17 protein-coding genes are annotated in these 21,029 nt (G+C 48.5%); 5 read left to right on the forward strand and 12 right to left on the reverse strand.

All coding sequences use genetic code 11. The features are described 5' to 3' along the window. Positions 1-144: 144 nt before the first annotated feature. The 6 genes from cobD to pilM all read right to left on the reverse strand — a co-directional run bounded on the left by cobD (position 145) and on the right by pilM (position 8,300). Positions 145-1,275, reverse strand: coding sequence for a threonine-phosphate decarboxylase CobD (gene cobD / locus E5S67_RS06005; RefSeq protein ID WP_172186157.1), 1,131 nt, complete (start codon positions 1,273-1,275; stop codon positions 145-147). 15 nt (positions 1,276-1,290) lie between these two features. After that, on the reverse strand, positions 1,291-1,581 hold the full coding sequence (locus E5S67_RS06010; protein WP_172186158.1) for an HU family DNA-binding protein: 291 nt from the start codon (positions 1,579-1,581) through the stop codon (positions 1,291-1,293). Positions 1,582-2,300: 719 nt separating this feature from the next. Continuing rightward, entirely contained in the window at positions 2,301-4,685 is a 2,385-nt protein-coding gene (locus E5S67_RS06015; RefSeq protein WP_172186159.1) for an AMIN domain-containing protein, read from the reverse strand. A 373-nt stretch (positions 4,686-5,058) separates the two neighbouring features. After that, positions 5,059-5,862: a pilus assembly protein PilO gene (locus tag E5S67_RS06020; RefSeq protein WP_172186160.1), complete on the reverse strand. Its 804-nt coding sequence runs from the start codon at positions 5,860-5,862 to the stop codon at positions 5,059-5,061. Then, the gene (locus E5S67_RS06025) at positions 5,859-6,764 is read right to left on the reverse strand and encodes a PilN domain-containing protein (protein ID WP_172186161.1); all 906 of its coding nucleotides are present in this window, start codon (positions 6,762-6,764) and stop codon (positions 5,859-5,861) included. Before E5S67_RS06025 ends, E5S67_RS06020 begins: the two co-directional genes overlap by 4 nt. A 441-nt stretch (positions 6,765-7,205) precedes the next feature. After that, positions 7,206-8,300, reverse strand: a complete 1,095-nt coding sequence (gene pilM / locus E5S67_RS06030) for a type IV pilus assembly protein PilM (RefSeq protein WP_172186162.1) — start codon at positions 8,298-8,300, stop codon at positions 7,206-7,208. A gap of 172 nt (positions 8,301-8,472) precedes the next feature. Between pilM and E5S67_RS06035 the strand changes: the two genes are divergently transcribed. The 3 genes from E5S67_RS06035 (at position 8,473) to E5S67_RS06045 (ending at position 10,929) form a co-directional block, all read left to right on the forward strand. Beyond that, positions 8,473-8,649: a hypothetical protein gene (locus E5S67_RS06035; RefSeq protein ID WP_172186164.1), complete on the forward strand. Its 177-nt coding sequence runs from the start codon at positions 8,473-8,475 to the stop codon at positions 8,647-8,649. 29 nt (positions 8,650-8,678) lie between these two features. Beyond that, positions 8,679-9,962 (forward strand): ABC transporter substrate-binding protein, encoded by a 1,284-nt coding sequence (locus E5S67_RS06040; protein WP_172186165.1) that lies wholly within the window; start codon positions 8,679-8,681, stop codon positions 9,960-9,962. 391 nt (positions 9,963-10,353) lie between these two features. Continuing rightward, the gene (locus E5S67_RS06045) at positions 10,354-10,929 is read left to right on the forward strand and encodes a Uma2 family endonuclease (protein ID WP_172186166.1); all 576 of its coding nucleotides are present in this window, start codon (positions 10,354-10,356) and stop codon (positions 10,927-10,929) included. Between the two features lie 5 nt (positions 10,930-10,934). Here the strand turns inward: E5S67_RS06045 and E5S67_RS06050 are convergent, their stop codons facing one another. After that, positions 10,935-12,200, reverse strand: coding sequence for a bifunctional folylpolyglutamate synthase/dihydrofolate synthase (locus E5S67_RS06050; RefSeq protein ID WP_172186167.1), 1,266 nt, complete (start codon positions 12,198-12,200; stop codon positions 10,935-10,937). Positions 12,201-12,269: 69 nt separating this feature from the next. Here E5S67_RS06050 and E5S67_RS06055 point away from each other — a divergent pair, with 69 nt between their 5' ends. Continuing rightward, positions 12,270-13,295 carry a DNA cytosine methyltransferase gene (locus E5S67_RS06055; RefSeq protein WP_246276637.1) on the forward strand — a complete coding sequence of 342 codons (1,026 nt, stop codon included), beginning with the start codon at positions 12,270-12,272 and terminating at the stop codon, positions 13,293-13,295. A gap of 67 nt (positions 13,296-13,362) precedes the next feature. On the opposite strand, the gene E5S67_RS06060 is transcribed toward E5S67_RS06055, so the two are convergent. Further along, on the reverse strand, positions 13,363-14,601 hold the full coding sequence (locus E5S67_RS06060; protein ID WP_172186169.1) for a Zn-dependent hydrolase: 1,239 nt from the start codon (positions 14,599-14,601) through the stop codon (positions 13,363-13,365). Positions 14,602-14,698: 97 nt separating this feature from the next. Here E5S67_RS06060 and E5S67_RS06065 point away from each other — a divergent pair, with 97 nt between their 5' ends. Further along, entirely contained in the window at positions 14,699-15,202 is a 504-nt protein-coding gene (locus E5S67_RS06065; protein ID WP_246276638.1) for an allophanate hydrolase-related protein, read from the forward strand. Positions 15,203-15,290: 88 nt separating this feature from the next. On the opposite strand, the gene puuE is transcribed toward E5S67_RS06065, so the two are convergent. The 4 genes from puuE to E5S67_RS06085 form a co-directional block, all read right to left on the reverse strand. Further along, positions 15,291-16,214, reverse strand: coding sequence for an allantoinase PuuE (puuE, locus tag E5S67_RS06070; protein WP_172186170.1), 924 nt, complete (start codon positions 16,212-16,214; stop codon positions 15,291-15,293). A gap of 105 nt (positions 16,215-16,319) precedes the next feature. Next, complete coding sequence (locus E5S67_RS06075) at positions 16,320-17,033, reverse strand: GntR family transcriptional regulator (RefSeq protein ID WP_246276639.1); 714 nt, start codon at positions 17,031-17,033, stop codon at positions 16,320-16,322. Positions 17,034-17,329: 296 nt separating this feature from the next. Continuing rightward, positions 17,330-19,561, reverse strand: coding sequence for an iron uptake porin (locus E5S67_RS06080; protein ID WP_172186171.1), 2,232 nt, complete (start codon positions 19,559-19,561; stop codon positions 17,330-17,332). A 182-nt stretch (positions 19,562-19,743) separates the two neighbouring features. Next, positions 19,744-20,865: an ABC transporter substrate-binding protein gene (locus tag E5S67_RS06085; protein WP_172186173.1), complete on the reverse strand. Its 1,122-nt coding sequence runs from the start codon at positions 20,863-20,865 to the stop codon at positions 19,744-19,746. Positions 20,866-21,029 lie beyond the last annotated feature (164 nt).

The raw sequence follows: 21,029 nt of genomic DNA on the forward strand, positions 1-21,029 counted from the left end.
TTTCGCTGCAAAACCCAAGATTTATCAGAGAAACCGGGTTTCTTGGGGATGTCCGCTCAAACGACCAATAAAATCGGTTTGTCAACTTTTATTGGTTGTTAATAGTCAACAGTCAACTGACAACTGACAACTGTCAACTCTCAGCTAACGAATAACTTCGGCAAGTCCAGCAATCAGCCGCAGATTGTCCGCCCTTGAGCGCACAGCCACTCGAAAAAACCGATCGCCCAACTCAGGAAAACTCAAACAATCCCGAATCAAAATCCGGTGTCGTTCCAACAGACTTTTTTGAATCAAAGAAACCGACATCGACGACTCAACCAACAAGAAATTAGCCGCCCCGGCAATTGGCTGCAAACCCGGTAAATTAGCCAAACCCTCAAATAGCTCTCGGCGAGCCACAGGCAGCCAATCCCAAGTTTGCCGCTCAAAAACAGTATCTCGCACCACAGCAGCAGCAGCAGCAGCAGCCAAAGCATTCACAGGCCAAGGATCGCGCTGCAACTGCCAGCGGTCCAGAATATCGGGATGGGCGATCGCACAGCCCAACCGCAGTCCCGGCAGAGAATAGAATTTAGTGAGCGATCGTAAAATCACCAAATTCGGAAACTCCTCAACAGCATCGATCAAAGTTTCCTGCTCAGAAGGCGGTAGAAAGTCCATAAAGGCCTCATCTACCACCACCATACCTAACTGCTTCACATAAGGCAAAATCGCCTCCCTACCAAACAGCAAACCCGTAGGATTGTGCGGGTTGTTCAGGAGTAAACCTCGATCGGCATTGAGAGCAAGAGGAACCGGGAGATGGAAAGAAGGGGAGACAAGGGAACGGTTAGACACCGACAAATCATCCGTTTCTAACGGGCGAACAGGCTCCGCGTCCAACAATTGGAGATCCAAAGGACATTTGAGCACCTTCGCCCCGAAAGCCGAAAGAGCCCGCCAGTAATCGCCAAAAGCCGGAGTCACCAAATAAGTCGCCTCCAGCTTCGACAAATCCCAAGCCGCCCAAGTCAACAATTCCGCCGAACCATTCCCCGGCAAAATCCAATCCGGGTCAACATTCAAAGCCTCACCCAAAGCAGTCCTGAGCTCTCCATAATCCGGGTCTGGGTAAGCCGTCAGACTGCTCAAGTGTGCTTGAATCGCATCCAGGGCCGACTCAGGAGGGCCCAAAGGACTGATACTCGCAGAAAAATCGAGAATAGCAGAGGGAGGGCAGCCTGCCAGTGCGGCTGCCCAAGCTAAATTCCCACCGTGTACAGGTCTAATCAAGACTCAGTTCGCCAGTTATTCCGCGTTTTTCGGCGGTGCAACTCTGTCCTTAAACAACTTCCCTGCGGAAAATGCAGGAACTCGGGTTGCTGGGATTTCCATCTTGTCGCCAGTTTTGGGATTGCGACCCTCGCGGGCTTTGCGTTCCCGCGACTCAAACGAGCCAAAACCGACCAGCGTCACCTTGTCGCCGTCGGAGACAGCTTCCATGATTGCTTCCAAGGCTGCACTCAAAACAGCATCTGCCTGTTTTTTAGTGACACTAGCCTTTTCTGCCACTACATCAACCAATTCACCTTTGTTCATTGCGCACTCCTTCAGGGTTTGCAAAATACGTCAAACAGAGTTCAACTATTAGCTGTGAGTTATCAACTGCATGGGGGTGTGGCTTGGGAGGTTTGGGTTGTTCCCTTTGGCTCCTGTCCGCTTCCCCAATTCAAAACTCCTGCTGAATACTAATTACCCTAGGGTAATTGGTCAGAAAAGGAATTTTTGTTTCTAATTGCTGAAAACCCCACAGCATCTAATTTTCACTGCATTATTCTAAAGTCTTGCCGACCGTTATGGATCGGTGGAACCTTTAATTTATATGGAACTTGGCAACTTTTTAGAATTAATACCCAAAATTAGGTAAAAAAATACCACTTAGGAGAGAAGATTTCTCGCCTCGGTGGATGTGACATCTGAAAAAAATGAAAAACAGAAAGAATAAAATGTCATTTGTCAAGAGCTAAAGGAAAACTTTTTTCCTTCTCCGTTCTTCATTTCCTGCTCTTTCCTTCCCCCCGTGGGGCAGGGCTGTTTCATTCTCCCGAAACCCGCCAGGGACAGAAGTCCCTGTCTCATAGCTGAAGTAGTCTGAAGACGACTGAAAGAGTCATGTCTAGTCCTCTAAAAGAGGACTAATGAGTTCTATAGTCCTCTTTTAGAGGACTTTAGCTTTGAGGCAGGGGTTTCAACCCCTGTCGGACTGAGGGGAAAGAGCGTTAAGTTGACACCAATGCCCTCTTCCCTCTTCCTTCGCTCTACTGCCTCGGCTGGACGGGCTGACTGCGCTGCAACAGTTGGCGCGCGTCGGGACTGATGTTGTTTTGGTAGCCAAAGTTCGATCGATCGCTATCATCCAAAATCTGCGGAGTCAGCAATACAATCAACTCCGCCCGCTGGTTCCTCTTATCGGTACTCCTGAACAGGGAACCGATAATCGGCAAATCTCCCAAAATCGGAATCTTGTTCGCTGTAACCCGTTCTTCGTCGCGGATAATCCCCGAAACAATCAAAGTCTGACCGTCCCGCAGGCGAATTAACCCCGATTGCAACGAGCGCTCGCCCAGCAGAGTGATCTGATTGGTGTTCGCGCCAGTCGAAAGGTTTTGAGTGTTGCCGGGTGTCCTGATAATCGGGTTCACCCGCAGAGAGACAAAGCCGTTGTCGTCAACCCGATCGATCGCCACCCCTAACTGCAAACCAGCCCTGTCTTTGACGGCCGTCACAGTTTGGGTACTTGTATTTCCTGTAGTCTGCGTTTGCGACGTGATGTTAGTGATCACCTCATCAGTAATATTCACATTCGCCGTTTCCCCTTCTTGGACAACCAGAGTCGGATCGGTCAGGATTTTGGCATTGTTGCTGGTAATACTTGCCCGCAAGGCCGACAGGAACCTCCTGGGATATTGGAACAGCGGGAACAAGCCGAAAGTCGCACTTCCCACAGAGCTTAACGCTCCAGTGGTTAAGTCTCTCTCAAACGGCTCGTAATCGGTAATCCCAATTCGCCTAGGGTCATCAGTAATCGGCGCTGTCGGCTGCACGAACAACCCGCCGCCCGGTGCTGTCAGCGGCACGTTAAGTAGCCTGCCGTTCGGATCGTAGAAAGGCTCCCCGGTTACTGGGTTGTTGATGATCGGTCGAGCGTTGATCCCCGTAAGGGCAGTCCCGCTGGGCGGATTGATGCCACCAAAATTGAGACTTGCTGCTCCGTTGTCATTGACGAAGAAATTGTTATTAATTCCGAAAGAGAAACTGCTGTTGGTGACGTTGGCTCCCGCCAAGTTGATATCGATCACCTTGACGTTGACAGCCACTTGACGGCGGCGCAAATCTAGCTGTGTCAAGAAAGCCACAGCCATGTCAACTTTGCGCGGGTCGCCCACTAAAGTAATGGAATTGAGCCGAGAATCCGCCAGCACCGACAGTCCCCTCAGCAAGAGCGGCCCGGTGCCTTCCCTAGCGCCGATCGCCTTAATGTCCGGTTCCCTAATTTCCACATCCCGTGCCGCATTTCCCTGGCCCACGCTTTGAATAGTCACCCGAGTAATCGGCAGTTGAGTTTCCGCGCCTTGAGCGCTCAAAAAGTTAGCTGCATCCGTAGACCGAACTTGATTGAGCCGCAAAGTCCGAATGATAATATTGCGCGAGTCGATCGGCAAGCTAGTCCCTACAAAAATCGTCCGCCCCTGGCGGTTAGCTTGCAGCCCGCTAATCCGCAGCACGTAGTTGAAAACATCTTGCACAGACTCATTTTCGATGTCCAAGGAAATCTTCGGCCCTTCATCGGAGCCTGTCGCTCCCGGTGCGACCGCGGGTTGGCCGGGTTGACCGGGGGCCCCGCCGCCTGTAAAAGCGATGTTCAATCCCGCAGCGCGGGCCAGCAGAGCTAAAACGTCTCGGACTGGGGCATCCCGCAACACCAAGCGGGGGATGCGTTCTCCCGAACTCAGTTCAATATTTCCCACGCCTGGGGCGATGTTAGACACCGCGATATCTCCCAAGGGCGGCGCCACGGCCCGCGGCTGGAAAGGCGCCGCCTGATTTGTCTGGGATTGTATTTCGCTGGGGAGGGGCGGACGATCGTTTCTGCTAACAGTAACTTCGGGATTTGGCAGCAGCACGCCTGGGTTTTGCGACGTGCGAATTTGGGGAGCCGGCCGGGGATCTGTTTGGCTCAGCGGCAGTCCCGGAGGTGGCGGAGGTGCAGTTTGGGCAGACTGTGCAGTCCCGCCCTGTCCGGCAACGCTGAGGACGATGCTTTGGCCTTGTCCCGGAACAATTTGTCCGTTGGGAACTCCGTTGGTGCCTGCCACCACAACGCGGATGCTGTTAGCCTCTACCTGGCTGATTTCTACTGAAGAAATTCCCGGAGCGGGGTTATCTTGACGGAAGCTGTTGCCTTGTGGCAAGCGGAGCTGGGTGTTAATAATTGTGGCTTGGTAAGTATTGCCGTTATTGATGGCGAAAACTTGCGGGCGATCGCCCTTTTCCGTAGCTAGGACAATATTTACCCCATTATTGCCTTGACTTACTTGCACTCCTGTGACTTGAGTCGGCACTGCCAAGACGGGGGCTTGGGCGATCATAACTCCTGCAGCGCTGCATAAGAGTCCTCCACTTAACCGTAGATGCTGTTTCACGTTCTCTCCTCAACTACACTTTGTTATTTGTTGTTAGCAGTCTTTTGTCGCTAGCTGCTAAACTGACTGAAAGATTCTCGATTCGATCCTTTTTGAAAGGAGAAGTTATGCCCTTTTCGATTTTAGATTTTCGATTAGGAATAACTGATGATATAAGGGTTAGAAGCTATCCTACAGTTTCATTATTTTTTGGAACTGATATTAGAATAAATTCGGTCTAAGACCGAATTTTTGAGTGCCATATAATAAATTATTTGATGGCATTCCTAATTTTTTGACTTCTACCTTCAATCTTCAAAGTTCTACCTTCTGCATTCTCCATTTTTGTGAAATAGCGACTTGGGAATAATAGCTAATATCCGCCAAACAACCACTACTTAGCAACAGGACTCGGAGCCGGAATTTGCGCTTTTTCTTCTTGCTTTAACGGCAGCAGCGCGTGCAAGTCAAAAGCAGTTTTAATTTTAGTTGGCGGCTGCTCCACAGGAACTATTTTCCCTTTCAAAAAGTCAACTTCAATTGCCTGATTTGATGCTAGCAATTCAGATTTCAAATTCCTCACTACCAACAGCGACTGCATCAACTCCAAGTTACGCATAAAATTGCGGGTTTGAGCGAAAGTGCCTTCAAACTCTACCTTAAATTTTTTGCGTCTGAGCTTGCCAGCCAGGGACGGCCCGAAGGAGGTATCGGCCAGAATATCTGGGTCTGGAGCTCCCGGCGCGGCCGTTGCTGCTGCTGGCGGGATATCCGGCTCAAATTTGGTAATTTTAGCCTTGAGGTCATCTCCTTGCACGCCGGCGTTGATTCTATTAACCAGTTGGGTCATGTCCAGCAAAAGCGTGTTGGCGCTGGCGTCGCTGGCAAACATTGCAGTCACGTTGGCGCGGCGCTGTTTTGCTTCTTCTTGCTTTGCTTCTGCTTCTGCCTTTTTTTGAATTTGAGTTTGCAATTGCAGTTGCGTTTGCTTGCTTTCGCTAAGCTTTTGCTTGAATTCGCCGCTTTTTTGGAATTCGGGCAGTACGAACTGGTAGCCGAGGTAGCCGGCAATTCCGAGACCTAGAACCGCGACGCCGATTGCTTGGACTTGGGGCGTCAGCTTAATCCCGAATATTTCCTTAGCTGAGGACTCTTCTGCTTTTCCGCCGCTGGGAATAAACTCATTTGCTGCTGTCATTGTTTTTTCACCTCTGGTTTTTGTGGTTCTAGCACTCCTTTTTCTTGAAGTGTTTCTATCCGTATTGCTAGCCCGTCTGCTTGCTTGCTCCGCAGCTCGGGGAGCAACTCGGAGGCTCCCGTCGGGCTGAGCGTTGTTTCAATTTTATATTCCACCACCGGCCGCAGTTTGGGAAGTTCTGCTGGTGCTGCTGCGTTTTGGTTGCGCACTTGTAATTGTGCGGGGTTGTTTTTTAATGTGGCCGCTACCAGTTTGGTATCGGTGTTGAGGAAGAAAGGAGACCGCTGGACTAGCAACATAAAGTCGTTAACTTGAGCAAAGGTACTTGCTATCCCTGAAATTTGTACTTTTGCTGCCTGCGGCGGCGGAACGACGGGGGCGGGAGCAGCAGCCGGGGTGGGGCTGGCTGGAGACGGACTCGCCCCCGGGGAGGCAGCGGGAGTTGCTGCGGGGGGAGGGGGTGCTGCTGCAACGGGGGACGGACTGGGGTCGATTTGCTCGATTTTGGCAATTTGCACTCCCGCCGGAGTGCGGGCGCTCAGGTCTTGCAGCATCGCCGACCAAGGTTTAATTTGGTCGAATACTCCGGCTAATGCTTTGTATTCGGCGGTAACTTGGTCGGTTTCGGCGTTGATGGCTTTGATGGTGTTGGCTTGAGTGTTTAACTTTGCCAGTTCTTCGTCGATGGTTGCTTGTTGTGCGGCCAAGTTGGTATTGTCGTTAGTCGCCCACCACCAAGCGCCCATGACTGCGGCGTTGAGGCCGAAGGCAAACAGCAGCGCCCCAATTAGGGGCAGTTGGTCTTTGGCTCCACCGGAACTTTTTTTAGCTGAGCTTTTGGCTGCTGCGACAGGTTTGTAGTCCGGCCGGTCGTTGAGAAAATTAATATCTAGGCTGTACATGGCTTCACTCGATTTTATAGCAGAAGGAAGAAGGTAGAAGGCACAAGGTAGAAGGTAGAAGGCACAAGGTAGAAGGTAGAAGGTAGAAGGTAGAAGACACAAGGAAGAAGGTAGAAGTAAGAAGGAATCGACCGCTTATGTTTCAGCAATTAAGAAGGTCCTAACTGTCTTGGCTGTTGCTATAGATTTAAATTTGAAATTTTAGATTTTTGACAGAACCCAAGATTGCTGGTACAAGTGAAGGATTTATTTAGGGAAGAAAGAAACAACTTTCTTCCTTCTACTGAAGGAATGGGCTGCTTCTACCTCAGAGATATTCTACCTTTTACCTTCTACCTTCTACCTCCAATATTCTACCTTCTGCTTTCTGCCTTCTTCTTTGGGCAGGGGTTTTTACCTAAAATTCTCAAATCGGTTTTTCTCCCATCTAAAACTGTTAGGTCACATCACCTCCCTGAGTCCTAAACCTAGGGCGACTCCTAAACCTGCTCGCTGTTCTGGGGTAATTTCTTCGCTGATTTCGAGTCCTAGGGTTTCGATGGGATCGACTTGAGATGCCGGCAAGCTTAATCTTTGCATGAAAAATTCGTCTAGTTTGCCGATCGCAGCTCCAGGACCCGCTAACAGCAGTTGCGCTACTTCAAGTTCTTCGCTCTGGTTGAGGTAAAAGTCTACTGAGCGGCGCAGTTCGTCTGCTAGTTCTCCCAATACTTTAATCATCGCATTTGTGCCGGGATTGGCGTCTCCCGATGCGCCCATTGTATCTGTGACTGGCAGAGTCATCCCTTGCAGTTCGCTGGTGTCTCTGGTTGGCGGCAGGTTCATGGCTTGGTTGAGGGCGGTCTGGATTTGGTAGGTGCCGATCGGGATGGTACGGTTGAACTGAGGTATACCGTCCACTACTATAGCTAACTCGGTGCTGTCAAATTCTATGGCGGTGAGAACTGCTGCTTCTTGGGAGGAAAATTGTTGCAGTTGTTCTTTGAGGGTGCGGATTAAGGCAAAGCTGGTTACTTCTAGTACGTCTATAATCAGTCCGGCTTCTTTAAAGGTTTCGATGTATGTGTCGGTAACTTCTCTGCGGGTTGCTACTAACACGACTTGCACTTTTTCTACTCCGTCGTCATCTACAAAAAGGCCTATTTTTTGATAGTCTACGTCGGCGTCTTCTCTGGGAAACGGCAAGTACAGTCCTGCTTCTGCGTTCATGTAATCCCGCAGTTCTTCTTCGTTGAGCTCTGCGGGAACTGGGATGAGGCGGATGACGGCTTCGCGGCCGGGAATGGCTGTGGCTACTCGCTTGGCTTTGATTTTGTTTTCAGCGAGGACGGCGCGTATGAGTTCTGCCATTCCTGGCGGATCGACTATTTGTCCTTCTTGTACATAGTCTTCTGGAACTTCTATTGAGGCTAGGATGCCTAATTTTAATGCCTGAGCTTTCTTTTCGAGCTGAATGATGTTGATGCGGTCTGGGGCTATTTCGATCCCGATTCCTGGCTGGCGTTGGGAAAGTAGACCTTTGAAAAAGTTAACCATGTGATTGGGTCGCCGGTAATTGCTATTTTTTTCTTTTGTAGTTGGCCAGCCTGATTCAGCGCGCGCGGTGTTGGAGGGTTGGTTTCCAACTGCCGCAAGAGTGCTGCAATCTCGGTATCCCGCCGTAGCTGCGCAGATCCGTCTGTGTTGCGCGATCGCTAGTTCCGATTTTATGCTATCCAATTTACTTGACAATAGCTATTCTGCTGCGAATGTCAATAAATTCCAGCTCGATCGACCGAAAACCTGCCGATTCTGCACAAAAACAGACTATCTCGCTCCTGGGCCCAGGTACAAAACTCTGTTACTGACTCGATCGCGCTTGATTCGGGCGATCGCTTTTTTCTAACGGTTCCCATAACTCTCAAATTTTATTCTATGAAACGTAAATCTTGGCAACTGTTTGCTGTTTTTGGACTCGTGGGGCTGCTGCTGGCTGCGGTGGTGAGTTGCAGCAAGCCGGCTGTTAATTCCCAGGCAAATAATACGCAGCAAATCGAGTTCTGGACTATGCAGCTTCAACCTCAGTTTACTGAGTATTTCAACAAGACGATCGCCGGTTTTGAAGCGGAAAATCCGGGGGTGAAGGTGCGTTGGGTGGACGTTCCTTGGTCGGCGATGGAAAGCAAGATTTTGGGGGCGGTTTCGGCGAAAACTGCGCCGGATGTGGTTAACCTCAATCCCGATTTTGCTTCGCTGTTGGCGGGACGCAATGCTTGGCTGGATTTGGATTCTCGGATTCCGCAGCAAGTTCGATCGCTCTATCTCCCAAATATCTGGAAAGCTAGTGTACTCGACGGCAAGACTTTTGGCATTCCTTGGTATCTCACGACTGGGGTGACAATTTACAATACGGAGTTGTTAAAGAAGGCTGGAATTGCTAAGCCTCCGGCTACTTATGCCGAGTTAGCAACTGTTGCGAAGCAGGTGAAGGAGAAGACTGGTAAGTTTGCTTTTTTTGTGACTTTTGTGCCGGAAGATTCGGCGGAAGTTTTGCAATCTTTCGTGCAGATGGGTGTGCCTTTGGTTGACGCTAAAGGCAAGGCTGCTTTTAATACTGATAAGGGGAAAGCTGTTTTTCAGTATTGGGTGGATTTGTACAAGGGCGGACTTTTGCCGCAGGATGTTTTGGTGCAGGGACATCGCAGGGCGATCGAGCTTTATCAAGCTGGGGAAACTACTTTGTTAGCTTCGGGGCCTCAGTTTTTAAAGGCGATTTCTGAGAATGCTCCGAGTATTGGTGCTGTTTCGGCTGCTGCGCCTCAAATTACGGGGGAAACAGGCAAGAAGACTGTGGCGGTCATGAATTTGGTTGTGCCCCGCGACAGCAAGCGCCCTGATGATGCTGTCAAGTTTGCTTTGTACGTGACTAATTCTCAAAATCAGTTGGCTTTTGCTAAGGCTGCTAATGTTTTGCCTTCTACGGTTGAGGCTTTGCAGGACGGTTATTTTAAGAGCGTTCCCGCTGATGCTCCTGCAGCCGATCGAGCTCGGGTTGTTAGTGCTTCTGGGTTGAGTTCCGCCGAGCTATTGATTCCGCCTCTCAAGGATGTTAAAAAGCTGCAAAAGGCGATTTATGACAATTTGCAGGCGGCAATGTTGGATGAGAAGTCGGTAGAGCTAGCTGTCGCTGATGCCGCTAAGGCTTGGGATCAAAGGTAGTTTTTAATTGAAGCTGGGGCGGGATTTTTTTTGCTCTCGCCCTTGCTTTTTTCTACAAGTTGACGTATTCTTAAATAATGGGAATTTGTGTCGCCATAGATAAGCAAATATCAGCTTTTAAGTTATTATCGAATGATGAAATTACCGCCTCTTCACAACGCAGAGTCAGAGGAAAAATCTGGATCAGTCAATCTCGACTATTTTAGAGGTAAATGTTTGTTGATAAGAACGATCGCTCATCCCAGAAACCGGGTTTATTTATCCCGTGCGATCGCCTTTCTCAATTCAGCTTGATTGATAATTTGTAGGAATATAGTCTGAATTCATCAAATATTCAGAAATTTGACTCGTGTTAAAATCAAAGCTCAGATCGGAATAGGAGAAAATTCTTATGCCAGCGATGACACTCAAAGATTTAAACCAAGTTCAAACCCTTTTTTCCGAAGCGGGTTTAGATTACAAAATTGAACTAGAAGACGGGAGACTTTCAGTTATGGGGCCGTCAGACATCGTATCCAGTGAAATCAGTAGCCGTCTCATCGCCTTTCTTTTCGCTTGGATAAATCCCCGTCGCTTGGGGAGAGTCTTTGACTCCGCAGGCGGTTTCATCATGCCGGATACGAATGTCAAAGCACCGGATGTTTCTTTTGTGCGCGCCGCCCGCTTGCGCCAAAGTCCGCGTTATTTTGGAGAACTTGTCCCCGATTTGGTGGTTGAGATTAAATCTCAGAGCGATCGCATTAAGCCTATAGAAGCCAAGGTTTTGAAGTTTATAGAACTGGGTGCGACCGTCGGAATTCTGATCGATCCTGATGAAGAAACATTGACAATTTATCGCTCTACAGGTGAACCGACTGTTTTAGGAAATGGCGATATCTTAACAGTAGCAGAACTTTTTCCCGGTTGGGAATTGCCCGTTTCGGAATTGTGGCCTCCTATCTTTACTGAGGAAGAAACACAATTCTGATGCGTTTAAGCTTGGGATTGTTGTTGTTGCAAAAAATAGCCGACGAGATAAAGCGAACCGCAAAGGATTGTTAGGTTGTCGCCTGTAACAGCAGCATCTAAAGCTGTTGTTAAGTCGGAGAAGGCTTGACAGAGAGTTAATTCGGGGCAGATAATTTGAGCTAGGGCGGCTAATTCTGCGGGGGATGATGAGTTTTGATCGGGTACGGGTACTAGGTAAAGTCGATCGCCCTTTTTGAGTAATGCTTTCAAAATATCATCGCAGTCTTTAGTCGCAAGAATGCCAATTACCCAGTTAATCGGTGACGGGTGATTGTTCAGGCGATCGACATATTCACGCAGGGCGATAGCTGCGGCTGGATTGTGCGCGCCGTCAATTAATATATTGCGGTTTTTCCAAGTTGTCTGCTGGAGTCTTCCGGGCCATTGGGTTTTGGCGATACCGTTTTCGATGGCGGTTGGGGAAATTTGCCATCCTTGGTTTTGGAGAGTTTGCAAAGTTGCGATCGCAATTGCTGAATTCATTAGTTGAATTTTTCCCAGCAGCGGCAATTGATATTTTATTTTAACCGCATTTTGATTTAACTGATATTCTGCGAATCCTTGTCCTAAATCTATTGCTGGTTTTACCCAAGTTGCCGGACAGTCTAATTCTTGAATGCGTTTTTCTACTACTATTCTAGCTGATTCTGGCAATTCTCCGATCGCGGCCGGACATTTTGCTTTAAGAATTCCCGCTTTTTCCCCAGCAATATCGGCCACGGTGGGGCCGAGTATTTGCCAGTGGTCGAGACTGATAGAAGTGATAACGCTAACGAGAGGTGTTTCGCAAACGTTAGTCGCGTCTAATCTACCGCCCAATCCAGTTTCTACGACTGCGATGTCTGTTTTTTGTTCGGCGAAATACAGCCAAGCTGCGGCGGTGATTATTTCAAATTGAGTAGGAGTTTCGGTGTTGTTTTCGGTGGCGGCGACAACTCGTTCTAGACACTCTTGCAATGCTGTTGGGGAAATCGATTTTTGGTTGATGCAAATTCTTTCTGTCCAATCGATTAGGTGGGGGGATGTGTAGCGTCCAACTCGATAGCCTGCTTCTGTTAGTACGGAAGAGAGATAAGCGCAAACGGAACCTTTGCCATTGGTGCCGGCAATGTGGATAATGGGTACTTGTTGGTGGGGGTTGTCTAGTTTTTGGAGAAGTTGGTGAATTCTTTCTAGGCCGAGATGGACGCCAAAATGTTGGTAAGATTGAAGGATGGATTCTGCATTCATTGAGGGTTATTGGATTTTTTAACGAACCGCGAAGGCGCGAAGGAATAGAGGAGATAGATGTCGATTGGTATGAATATTATTTCTCTGTTTTCGGGTTGTGGCGGGTTGGATTTGGGTTTTCGCTTGGCTGGGTTTAATCCGGTTTGGGCTAATGAGTATGATAAGTCTATTTGGGATACTTACGAGTTTAACCATCCTGAAACAATTTTAGATGGCAGAGATATCAGAAAAATCAAATCTGATGAAATTCCCAACTGTATTGGGATAATCGGCGGGCCTCCTTGTCAAAGTTGGAGTGAAGCCGGGGCGAAACGGGGGATTGATGACTGTCGGGGTCAACTTTTCTGGGAGTATATCAGAATTGTGCGGGACAAGCAGCCTTTGTTTTTTTTAGCTGAGAATGTTAGCGGTATTTTGGCTCCCAGAAACAAGGATGCTTTCACTTATATATTATCGCAGTTTGAGGACATCGGATATCGGGTTTCGTACAAGTTGGTGAATGCTAGAAATTTTGGTGTCCCGCAAGATAGGCAAAGGGTGATTGTTGTTGGTTATCGGGAAAATCTGGGTTTGAGTTTTGAGTTTCCCGAACCTGGAACAGATGTTTTGACGCTGAAAGATGCGATTTTTGATTTGCAGGCGATCGCCCCTATGTCAGTTAAGAGTAAATTAGATAATTATCACGATTCTGTCCCAAATCACGAATCTGCGGATTTGGGGTTTTCGAGCATTTATATGTCGCGGAATCGAGTTAGAAGTTGGTCAGAACCTTCTTTTACAATTCAGGCAAGCGGTAGACACGCACCTCTCCATCCTCAAGCTAGTAAAATGATTCTGGTGGGCAAAGACAAACGCATTTTTGATCCCAATTCGCCTCTGCCTTACCGTCGGCTTTCTGTGCGAGAGTGCGCGAGAGTTCAGACTTTCCCGGATGAGTTTATTTTTAAATACAAGTATATTGCTGATGGATACAAAATGGTCGGCAATGCTGTTCCTGTGAATTTGGCTAGAAATTTGGCGAGTAAGATTTTTGAAGATATTGTCATAGGGAATCGGGAATCTGGCATCGGGAATCGGGCATTATCTGTCATCTGATTTTTGTCAACTAACCTATGTTTTTAGGACGTTTTGAATTGCTGAAAGCATCGCTTATTCTGCTGCTCTAGTCGTAAAGCCGATCGAGCTTCAAGAACGTTTGCAACAGCGCATTTGCTCCCTGAGTACACTGTTCGGGGGAAGTATATTCATCTTCTGCATGGCTGATGCCGCCGCGAGAAGCAACGAAAATCATCCCCATATCGGTAAACCGTCCGATTTCTTGAGCGTCGTGTCCGGCGCGGCTGATTAAATGCGTGTAACTCAAGCTTAATTCCCGGCAAACTTCTGCAATTGCATTTTGAATTTTTGGTGCTGCTAGCGTCGGCAATACGTGCAGCATTTCGGTCATTTCAACTTCGGTTAGGGTGGCAAGTGCGATCGCCCCAAACTCCTGTTTCATTTTAACTAACAACTTTTCCAAATGAGTTTGAGATATATCGCGCAAGTCGATTTTAAAATCCACCTTTCCCGGAACAATATTTGTAGCATTCGGCGACACATTTAAGTAACCCACCGTTGCTACCTGTTCTCCGGGTGTTTCCACTCCCAACTTGTTGACTGCCAGTACCATTTGTGCGGCGGCTACCAGCGCATCTTTTCGGGCGTGCATGGGCGTCGAACCGGCATGATTCGGGCGGCCCGTTACCGTTACTGCATAGCGGTACTGTCCGACAATGCCTTTGACTACTCCTATTTCGTCGGCGGTACTTTCCAAAACGCCTCCTTGTTCGACGTGCAGTTCTACAAAAGCTGCTATTTCTTGGGGATGGCGTTTGGCATCCCCAATTTTTGACCAATCTCCGCCAATTTTTTCCAAGCAAGTTTCAATGGAAGTACCGTCGGTGCGTCGGTAATATGCGGCATCGCTGATTGTATTTCCGGCCATCGCTTTGCAGCCGATAACGGTGCATTCTTCGTCAGTAAATACGATCGTCTCAATGGGATGTTCCAAGCGCACGTTATTTTCGTGCAGTACCCGCACCACTTCAATGCCTGCCAAAACTCCCAAAACTCCGTCGTAATGGCCGCCCACAGTCACGGTGTCGATGTGAGAACCTGTGGCTAGCGCTGCACCTTCGCGCTTTCCGGGATATCGACCGATAATATTCCCCGCCGCGTCAATGCGAACTGTCATCCCTGCTTCTACCATCCAAGATTCAACGAGTTGGCGGGCAAGCAAATCTGCTTTGGTAAATGCTACCCGACTGACGCCTCCTCCCGGTAGTTTGCCGATTTGAGCGAGTTGGGCGATGCTGCGGTTGAGGCGCGACCCGTTGACTGAAAGTGTAAATGTAACTGTCATATAAAGTTCTGCTATTGATTGATTTAACTAATTGTTGTATACTGTATGCAATAGCATTTAAATAGGCGAAACAATGTAGCCTTGTTTACAAAAATCGATGGCTTTGGCACTTAAACTGCTGTATGCAAAACACAGTAAGCAGAATAAAGGCGATCGCGGCCATTTAACTGTACAAAAAAGCACAATTTTTTATCGGGTGGATATGACTCAAACAGCAATTGCAGCCAAACGAGTGTTCATTTGCGGTTCTGCCCTTCGGGGTCAGCCGGACAACAGCAACCTTGGAGAAGCCAAGTTTATCAGAGAAGCGAAAACTCGTCCGATTTACCGCTTGCACTCGGCAGAAAATGGCTGGCATCCTGCAATTTACGAAGTGGCCGCCTCCGGCGTATCAATTCCGGGCGAAGTGTACGAACTGACTCCAGAGCAATTTGAAAAGCTTGCAGCCGGAGAACCGCCGTATATGTATCCGTCGGATGTGGTTTTGGAGGACGGGGAAGTGTTAACGGCTTTCTTGTACCCGCGGGAGTTAGTGGAGAAGTACAAGTGGCTGGATATTTCCGATCGAGGTGGGTGGGCCGCTTATAAAGCGGGTTCGTAGTAGTAGGGAAACGGCACTACCGTTTCCCTAGGGATTTCAGACACGGCACTACCGTTTCCCTACGGATTTCAGGTTTGTAGTGAGGACTTCAGTCCTCCTTGGAGACTATCGGCTTGTGATATTCGTGCCAGTGTCGGGCAATATCGATGCGGCGGCATACCCACACCTTTTCGTGCTGCTGCACGTAATCCAAAAAACGCGCCAGGGCAGCAGCGCGCCCCGGCCTGCCTGCCAAACGGCAGTGCAGTCCCACACTCATCATCTTGGGTGCTGTCTCCCCCTCGGCGTAGAGTAAGTCGAAAGCATCCCGCAGGTAAGCAAAAAACTGATCGCCGGAATTAAACCCCTGACTCGTGGCAAACCGCATATCGTTGTTGTCGAGGGTGTAGGGAATTACTAGGTGGGGTCTGGCGCACTCGTACACCCAGTAAGGCAGGTCATCCGCGTAGCTGTCGGCATCGTAGAGAAAACCGCCTTCCTCGGCTACTAGCTTGCGAGTATGGGGGCTCGTGCGCCCGGTATACCAGCCGAGGGGACGGCTGCCTGTAACTTGCGTATGGAGGGCGATCGCCCTGTGCAAGTGCTCCCGTTCCGCTTCTTCTCCAAAATACTTATAATCGATCCAGCGGTAGCCGTGGCTGGCAATTTCCCAATCGGCCTCTAACATCGCTGCTACTGCTTCGGGATGCCTTTCTAATGCCATCGCTACCCCGTAAACTGTTACCGGAATTCTCCTAGAAGTAAACATCCGGTGCAGCCGCCACAAACCGGCCCGACTGCCGTATTCGTAACAGGATTCCATATTCATGTGGCGCAGTCCCGATAGGGGGACGGCCCCGACAATTTCTGACAGAAACGTTTCCGAAGACGCATCTCCGTGCAGGATGCAGGTTTCTCCGCCTTCTTCGTAATTGATGACAAATTGCACGGCTACGCGCGCTCGATCGGGCCATTTGGGGTGGGGCGGATTTTGCCCGTAACCGATTAATTCTCGCGGATAATTTGCTGACATATTACAGTGCGAGCTTCCCGCTCGCGATCGTTAATTGAGATTGTCGCGAATTGAGATTGTCGCTCTGGCGATCGGGAGAGATTCTTTTTAATGGTACGATCGCCTTTATTTTAACTTATCTATTTTCCCGTGCTGCTGTTCTATCTCCTGAATTTCTTTAATTACCCGCGCTTTGCTGGCAATTAAATGTTCTTTAATTGCTTGGACAGCGGCGGCCGGATTTTGTTCGCTGACAGCTTGATAAATGCGGCGGTGTTCGCTGCGAATTTCCAATACTCCCGGATTGTATTCCATTGTGCGGAGCCGCACTAAGATCATTTTGTCAAATACCTGATCTAACAAAGTTACCAACCAAGAATTGCCCGAACTTTGGGCTAGCAAACGGTGAAATTGGCAGTCTGCGTACAATAATTGATAGTTTGTCAGTTCGCCCGAGCGCGCCTGTGTGTTATTTTCTGCTTGTTGGACGATCGATTCGAGTTGTTTCAATTGAGTTGGTGTCGCATTTTGACTCGCCCCGGCCACTGATAACTGTTCCAAAGCAATCCGACAATCGTAAAGATCCGCTGCATCGGCGATCGAAAGCGTAGCGACGCGCAATCCATTATTCGGATCTGCCGTCACTAAATTCTCTCGTTGCAGTTGGCACAAAGCTTCTCTCACAGGAGTTCTGCTGACGTTTAGCATTTGGGCCAGTTGTGTTTCGATCAGGCGTTCTCCACCTGCTAATTCCCCCGACAGGATAGCAGTTCGGAGAGCTTGGTAAGTTTGTTCGTGGAGGGATTGAGTGCGGCGAATCGCGCGAAATGAAAGGCCCAAAATCAGTTATCCTTCAGTTTAAAATAAAGTTAGTTTACTATTGTTAAAAATGGTTGATTCAGCCTCCTATCTAAAACTTTTATGTTAAATGAGAGTTTGTTTTGGCTGACTCATTATCAATGATACAGCACATTGACGCTTCTGTAGCAGATAGGTATAGATTGCAGGTGACATTTGTAGGGACTATAGATTGTACGCGACACCTGTAGGGACACGGCAGTGCCGTGTCCCTACCCACACCTGCAACTGTAGGCATACGGCAATGCCGTGTCCCTACTTAAAAGGCGTGTGCCTACTTAAAAGCTAAACTGAGTGCGAAGATTTCCGACAAATACAGTGGGGTTGCCATCAAAATTGTTGGCATTGAAAATAGCGTAAAATGCCGGGACGATCGCAATATTATTAGTAATCGGGTAATAGTACGAACCCTCTACCTCGTACTGAGTACCTCCATTACCCCCGCCCGACAGCAAAAATCTGCGGCCCGATATATAATTGTGGGGAATCACAAATGAAAGTACACCCAGCGCGCCCTTTTTTCCCAAATCGGGAAATCCCATCCCGACTTGAAAAGACTGTACTTTAATATCTCCACCAGAGCGATCGCGATTTACCGGATTTACCTCAAGTTTCCCGTAGGAATACCGCCCGAATAAACCAAAATTTCGGGTCAGCAACCAATCAAAATTGACAACAAAAGCATCTGCACCGGAGTCTCTAACTCTTCCCCCAAAACCGTCATCTGCATAGCCGTAAGGCAGCGGCTCGCCCACTGCACCGCCGATGAATCCATTATAAGGTTTGAGGCTCGATCGCGCGTAAATCAGCCTGAGATTGAAAGAGTTGCTGGGAGAGTATTCTAATTGCGCTGTAATCGTGTTTGAACTGTTGAACAAACCATCGCTGGGATTGCTAGCGGTATTGAATACCGCAGGATTCAAAAATTCGGTATTTTCAGCCATATAGGCAGCAGTAAACCTGACTGGTTTGGCAATTTGCCAAATGACAGCAGCACCCGATCCGCGATCGACGGCATTCAACAGTGTACTTCCGTTCGAGTTAAAACTCGTTGCTCCTCTGAGAAAAAACGTGAAGCGGTTGCCGTCAAAGTATCGATAATAATTCAACCGCGGCCCGATCGAAACTTGAACTTTATCTCCTACCGGAAACGTGTAGGACATCTCGCGAATTCCCACATTATTAGCCGCCGGCACGCCAGTTTGATCTAAAAACGGCGTTCCCCAAGAGTTGTAAAAACCCGCCGATACAAGTTCGTTCGCAGGCGAGTTGCCGTTGCCGAAAACTAACTGAGTCACCAGGGAATCTTTGCCCGTAAACGAGGTATTTAGCGTCAAGAAAGCGTAGTAGCTAAAAGTATTTTCAGGTCGATCGCGATCGACGCGAGTCGGTCGATTGTTTGCATCGCGAGTTGGGGGAGCAAAGGCGCTGTTCGGGGCAGTGCGGCTGCGTTCGGCAGTGATGTCGCCTGTGGGAAATGCTGATGTGAGGTTGAACCAAACCGTAGCATTGAGTTTCGTTGTGGTCGAGAATTGATTAGATTCTAGCTCCGCCGTGCGAGCTTCTAATACATCGACTCTACCGCGCAGCGTTGCTAGTTCTGCCGCAAATTCTTCTTGCAGTTTCTGAAGTTTTTCTAAATCTTCTTTTTTGACAAAATTCGAGGTTCCGCCTGTTATCAACTCGGAAACTTGATCGAGGCAAGCGTTCAAGCCGGCGGCGAATTCGTAGCGAGTCATGGCTCGATTTCCGCGATAGGTGCCGTCGGGATATCCTGCGATGCAGCCGTAGCGTTCAACTAATGATTGCAGTGCTTGAAATGCCCAATCTGTGGGTTTGACATCGCTGAGTTGGGAAACTGAGGTGACTTGCTCTATTTCGGAAGCCTCGTTTATTTCCAGGCTATCTATCTGTTCGATGTCGTCAATACTTGCCGGATTTTGCTGCGTTTGGATTGACTCCGCCAATACGTTCGATCCACCGGATTCTTGGGCTGCTGTTTCTGTAGGTTTTACCTCGTTTTCTTGAGAAAATGCTGTAACTTTTTCCGGCTCGGTTTCTGGTTGATTTTTGGGTGCGATATCGGCGGAATTTTCTGGTGTTACCGCTGGATTTGTCTGGGTGGGAATTGGTGCGATCGCAATTTGTGCTTCGCCGGATTCTTCAGTTACTGTGTTGGCAGGTGTAACATCGTTTAGCTGAGAAACTGATGTGACTTGATCGCTGTCTGGAGTGAGTGAACTATTCTCCTGTTGTTGTCGATCGTTTAGTTCTATCTGGGCTGCTATTTCTGGCGTTACCGCAGGGTTTATCTGTGTTTGACTTGGTGCGATCGCCACTGGCGATGCAACCAATTCTGCTAGCGGTAACTCTGCTGTCAGGGCTTTTGCTTCCTCGGTTTCAGCAGCGGCAATTTCCGCAGCAAAGCTGGCAGGACAATGCAGAAAATTAATACAAAAAAAGGCTGGCGTTGCTGTCAGCAGGATTTGGAAAAACAAAGATTTAGACATTATCCTCACACCGTAAATAGCGAAATTGGAGGCAGAGCCTCCGGATCTGCGTTACCAGGCTCTGCCTGGTAACGAGTAGAATACCCCTCGATTTCTTAGTCCGCGCAGGCGGACTTTGTTTGTGTAGTAGCGGTTTCAACCGCCGAGCGATCTCGGACAACGGCAATATATTCGATCGACTTTTAAGTCAAGGGTTTGCGATCTGCAGCAGCAGGTAAAGCTCGCTCTTCTTTCGGAGGCAAGTAGCTCTCATCAAATATCTGATTAACTGGCGGAGCTGCTATTTGTAAGACTTCTGCTACTTGTTTAGCTGTGGCTTCCAGACGAGTTGGATCGACTCCTCCCAAGCCAACTTTTTCAACTTCGGGAGTAACGTACAGCCTTTCTAAAGCAATTTGCAGGCGGCGCTTTTCCGCATTTTTGTCCATCAAGCTATCTCCAGCTTTCACCACCGATTCCAATCCGGCTGCCGGATCTTTTAATGTATCTTGAAGTCCTTTAAAATACGCTCTCAAAAAGCCTTTTACTACTTCTGGATTTTTTTCTAAAAAGGCTTTTTTAACAACGATCGCATTTCCGTACAAATTTAAACCGTTCTCGGTGTAGTAAAAGACATTCATATCTTCCGGCTTTTTGCCTGCTTTTTCTAATGCAGGGATTATCGTTGTTGCAAAGCCGCTCACCGCATCCACATCGCCTTTAATTAATAATGTTTCGCGCAGCTTTGGCTCCATTGTAATCCACTCTACCGAGTCTGCCTGCACGCCCGTTTTTTGGGCAAATACTGGCCACAATTTGCGGGGTGCATCTCCTGCGGGAGCTCCTAGCTTTTTGCCGGCTAATCCTTTAGGATCTGCAATGTTGCTCGACTTGAGGGCAACAATTGCAAAAGCCGATTGGTTGTAAGGTATTGCAACTGCTACTACTGGATCGTTTGGATTCTTGGCGTTGAACTCCATCATCGAGTAAATATCGCCAAATCCGATCTCGAATTGGCCTGCTGCAACTTTGGTAATTGTGTCAGATGAACCGTAGCCCCGCTCGATTTTGACATCCAATCCTTCGGCTGGGAAATAGCCTTTTTCAATGGCAATTGTTAGCGGTGCATTGTCGCCTTGCAGCAGCCAAGATGGATTGACTTTGATACTGCGTTTCTGTGCGGTGTCAGCCGCCGTTGTTGCTGTTGTTCCCCCGGATGCAGGGGTGGTTGCGGCATTCGGCTGTTGAGATTGGCAACTGCTCAGAATTAGTAGCGCTGCGATCGGCACTAGGGATAGCGATCGTACTAACCACGTATTTTTCATGGATAAAAGCTTGCTATTTGGACAACCAACCAAAGAAAAAACCTATTTAGCGCGCCAAACACGATCGCTAATCTCTGCGGATCTTGCGTCCAAGTTAAGCAGCGCTCTGGCTTGCCGTATACCGTATACTCTAATTACTTGACGTACTGTATACAGAAACACAT

The organism is Microcoleus asticus IPMA8 (assembly GCF_013179805.1).
Taxonomy (GTDB): Bacteria; Cyanobacteriota; Cyanobacteriia; order Cyanobacteriales; family Microcoleaceae; genus Microcoleus; species Microcoleus asticus.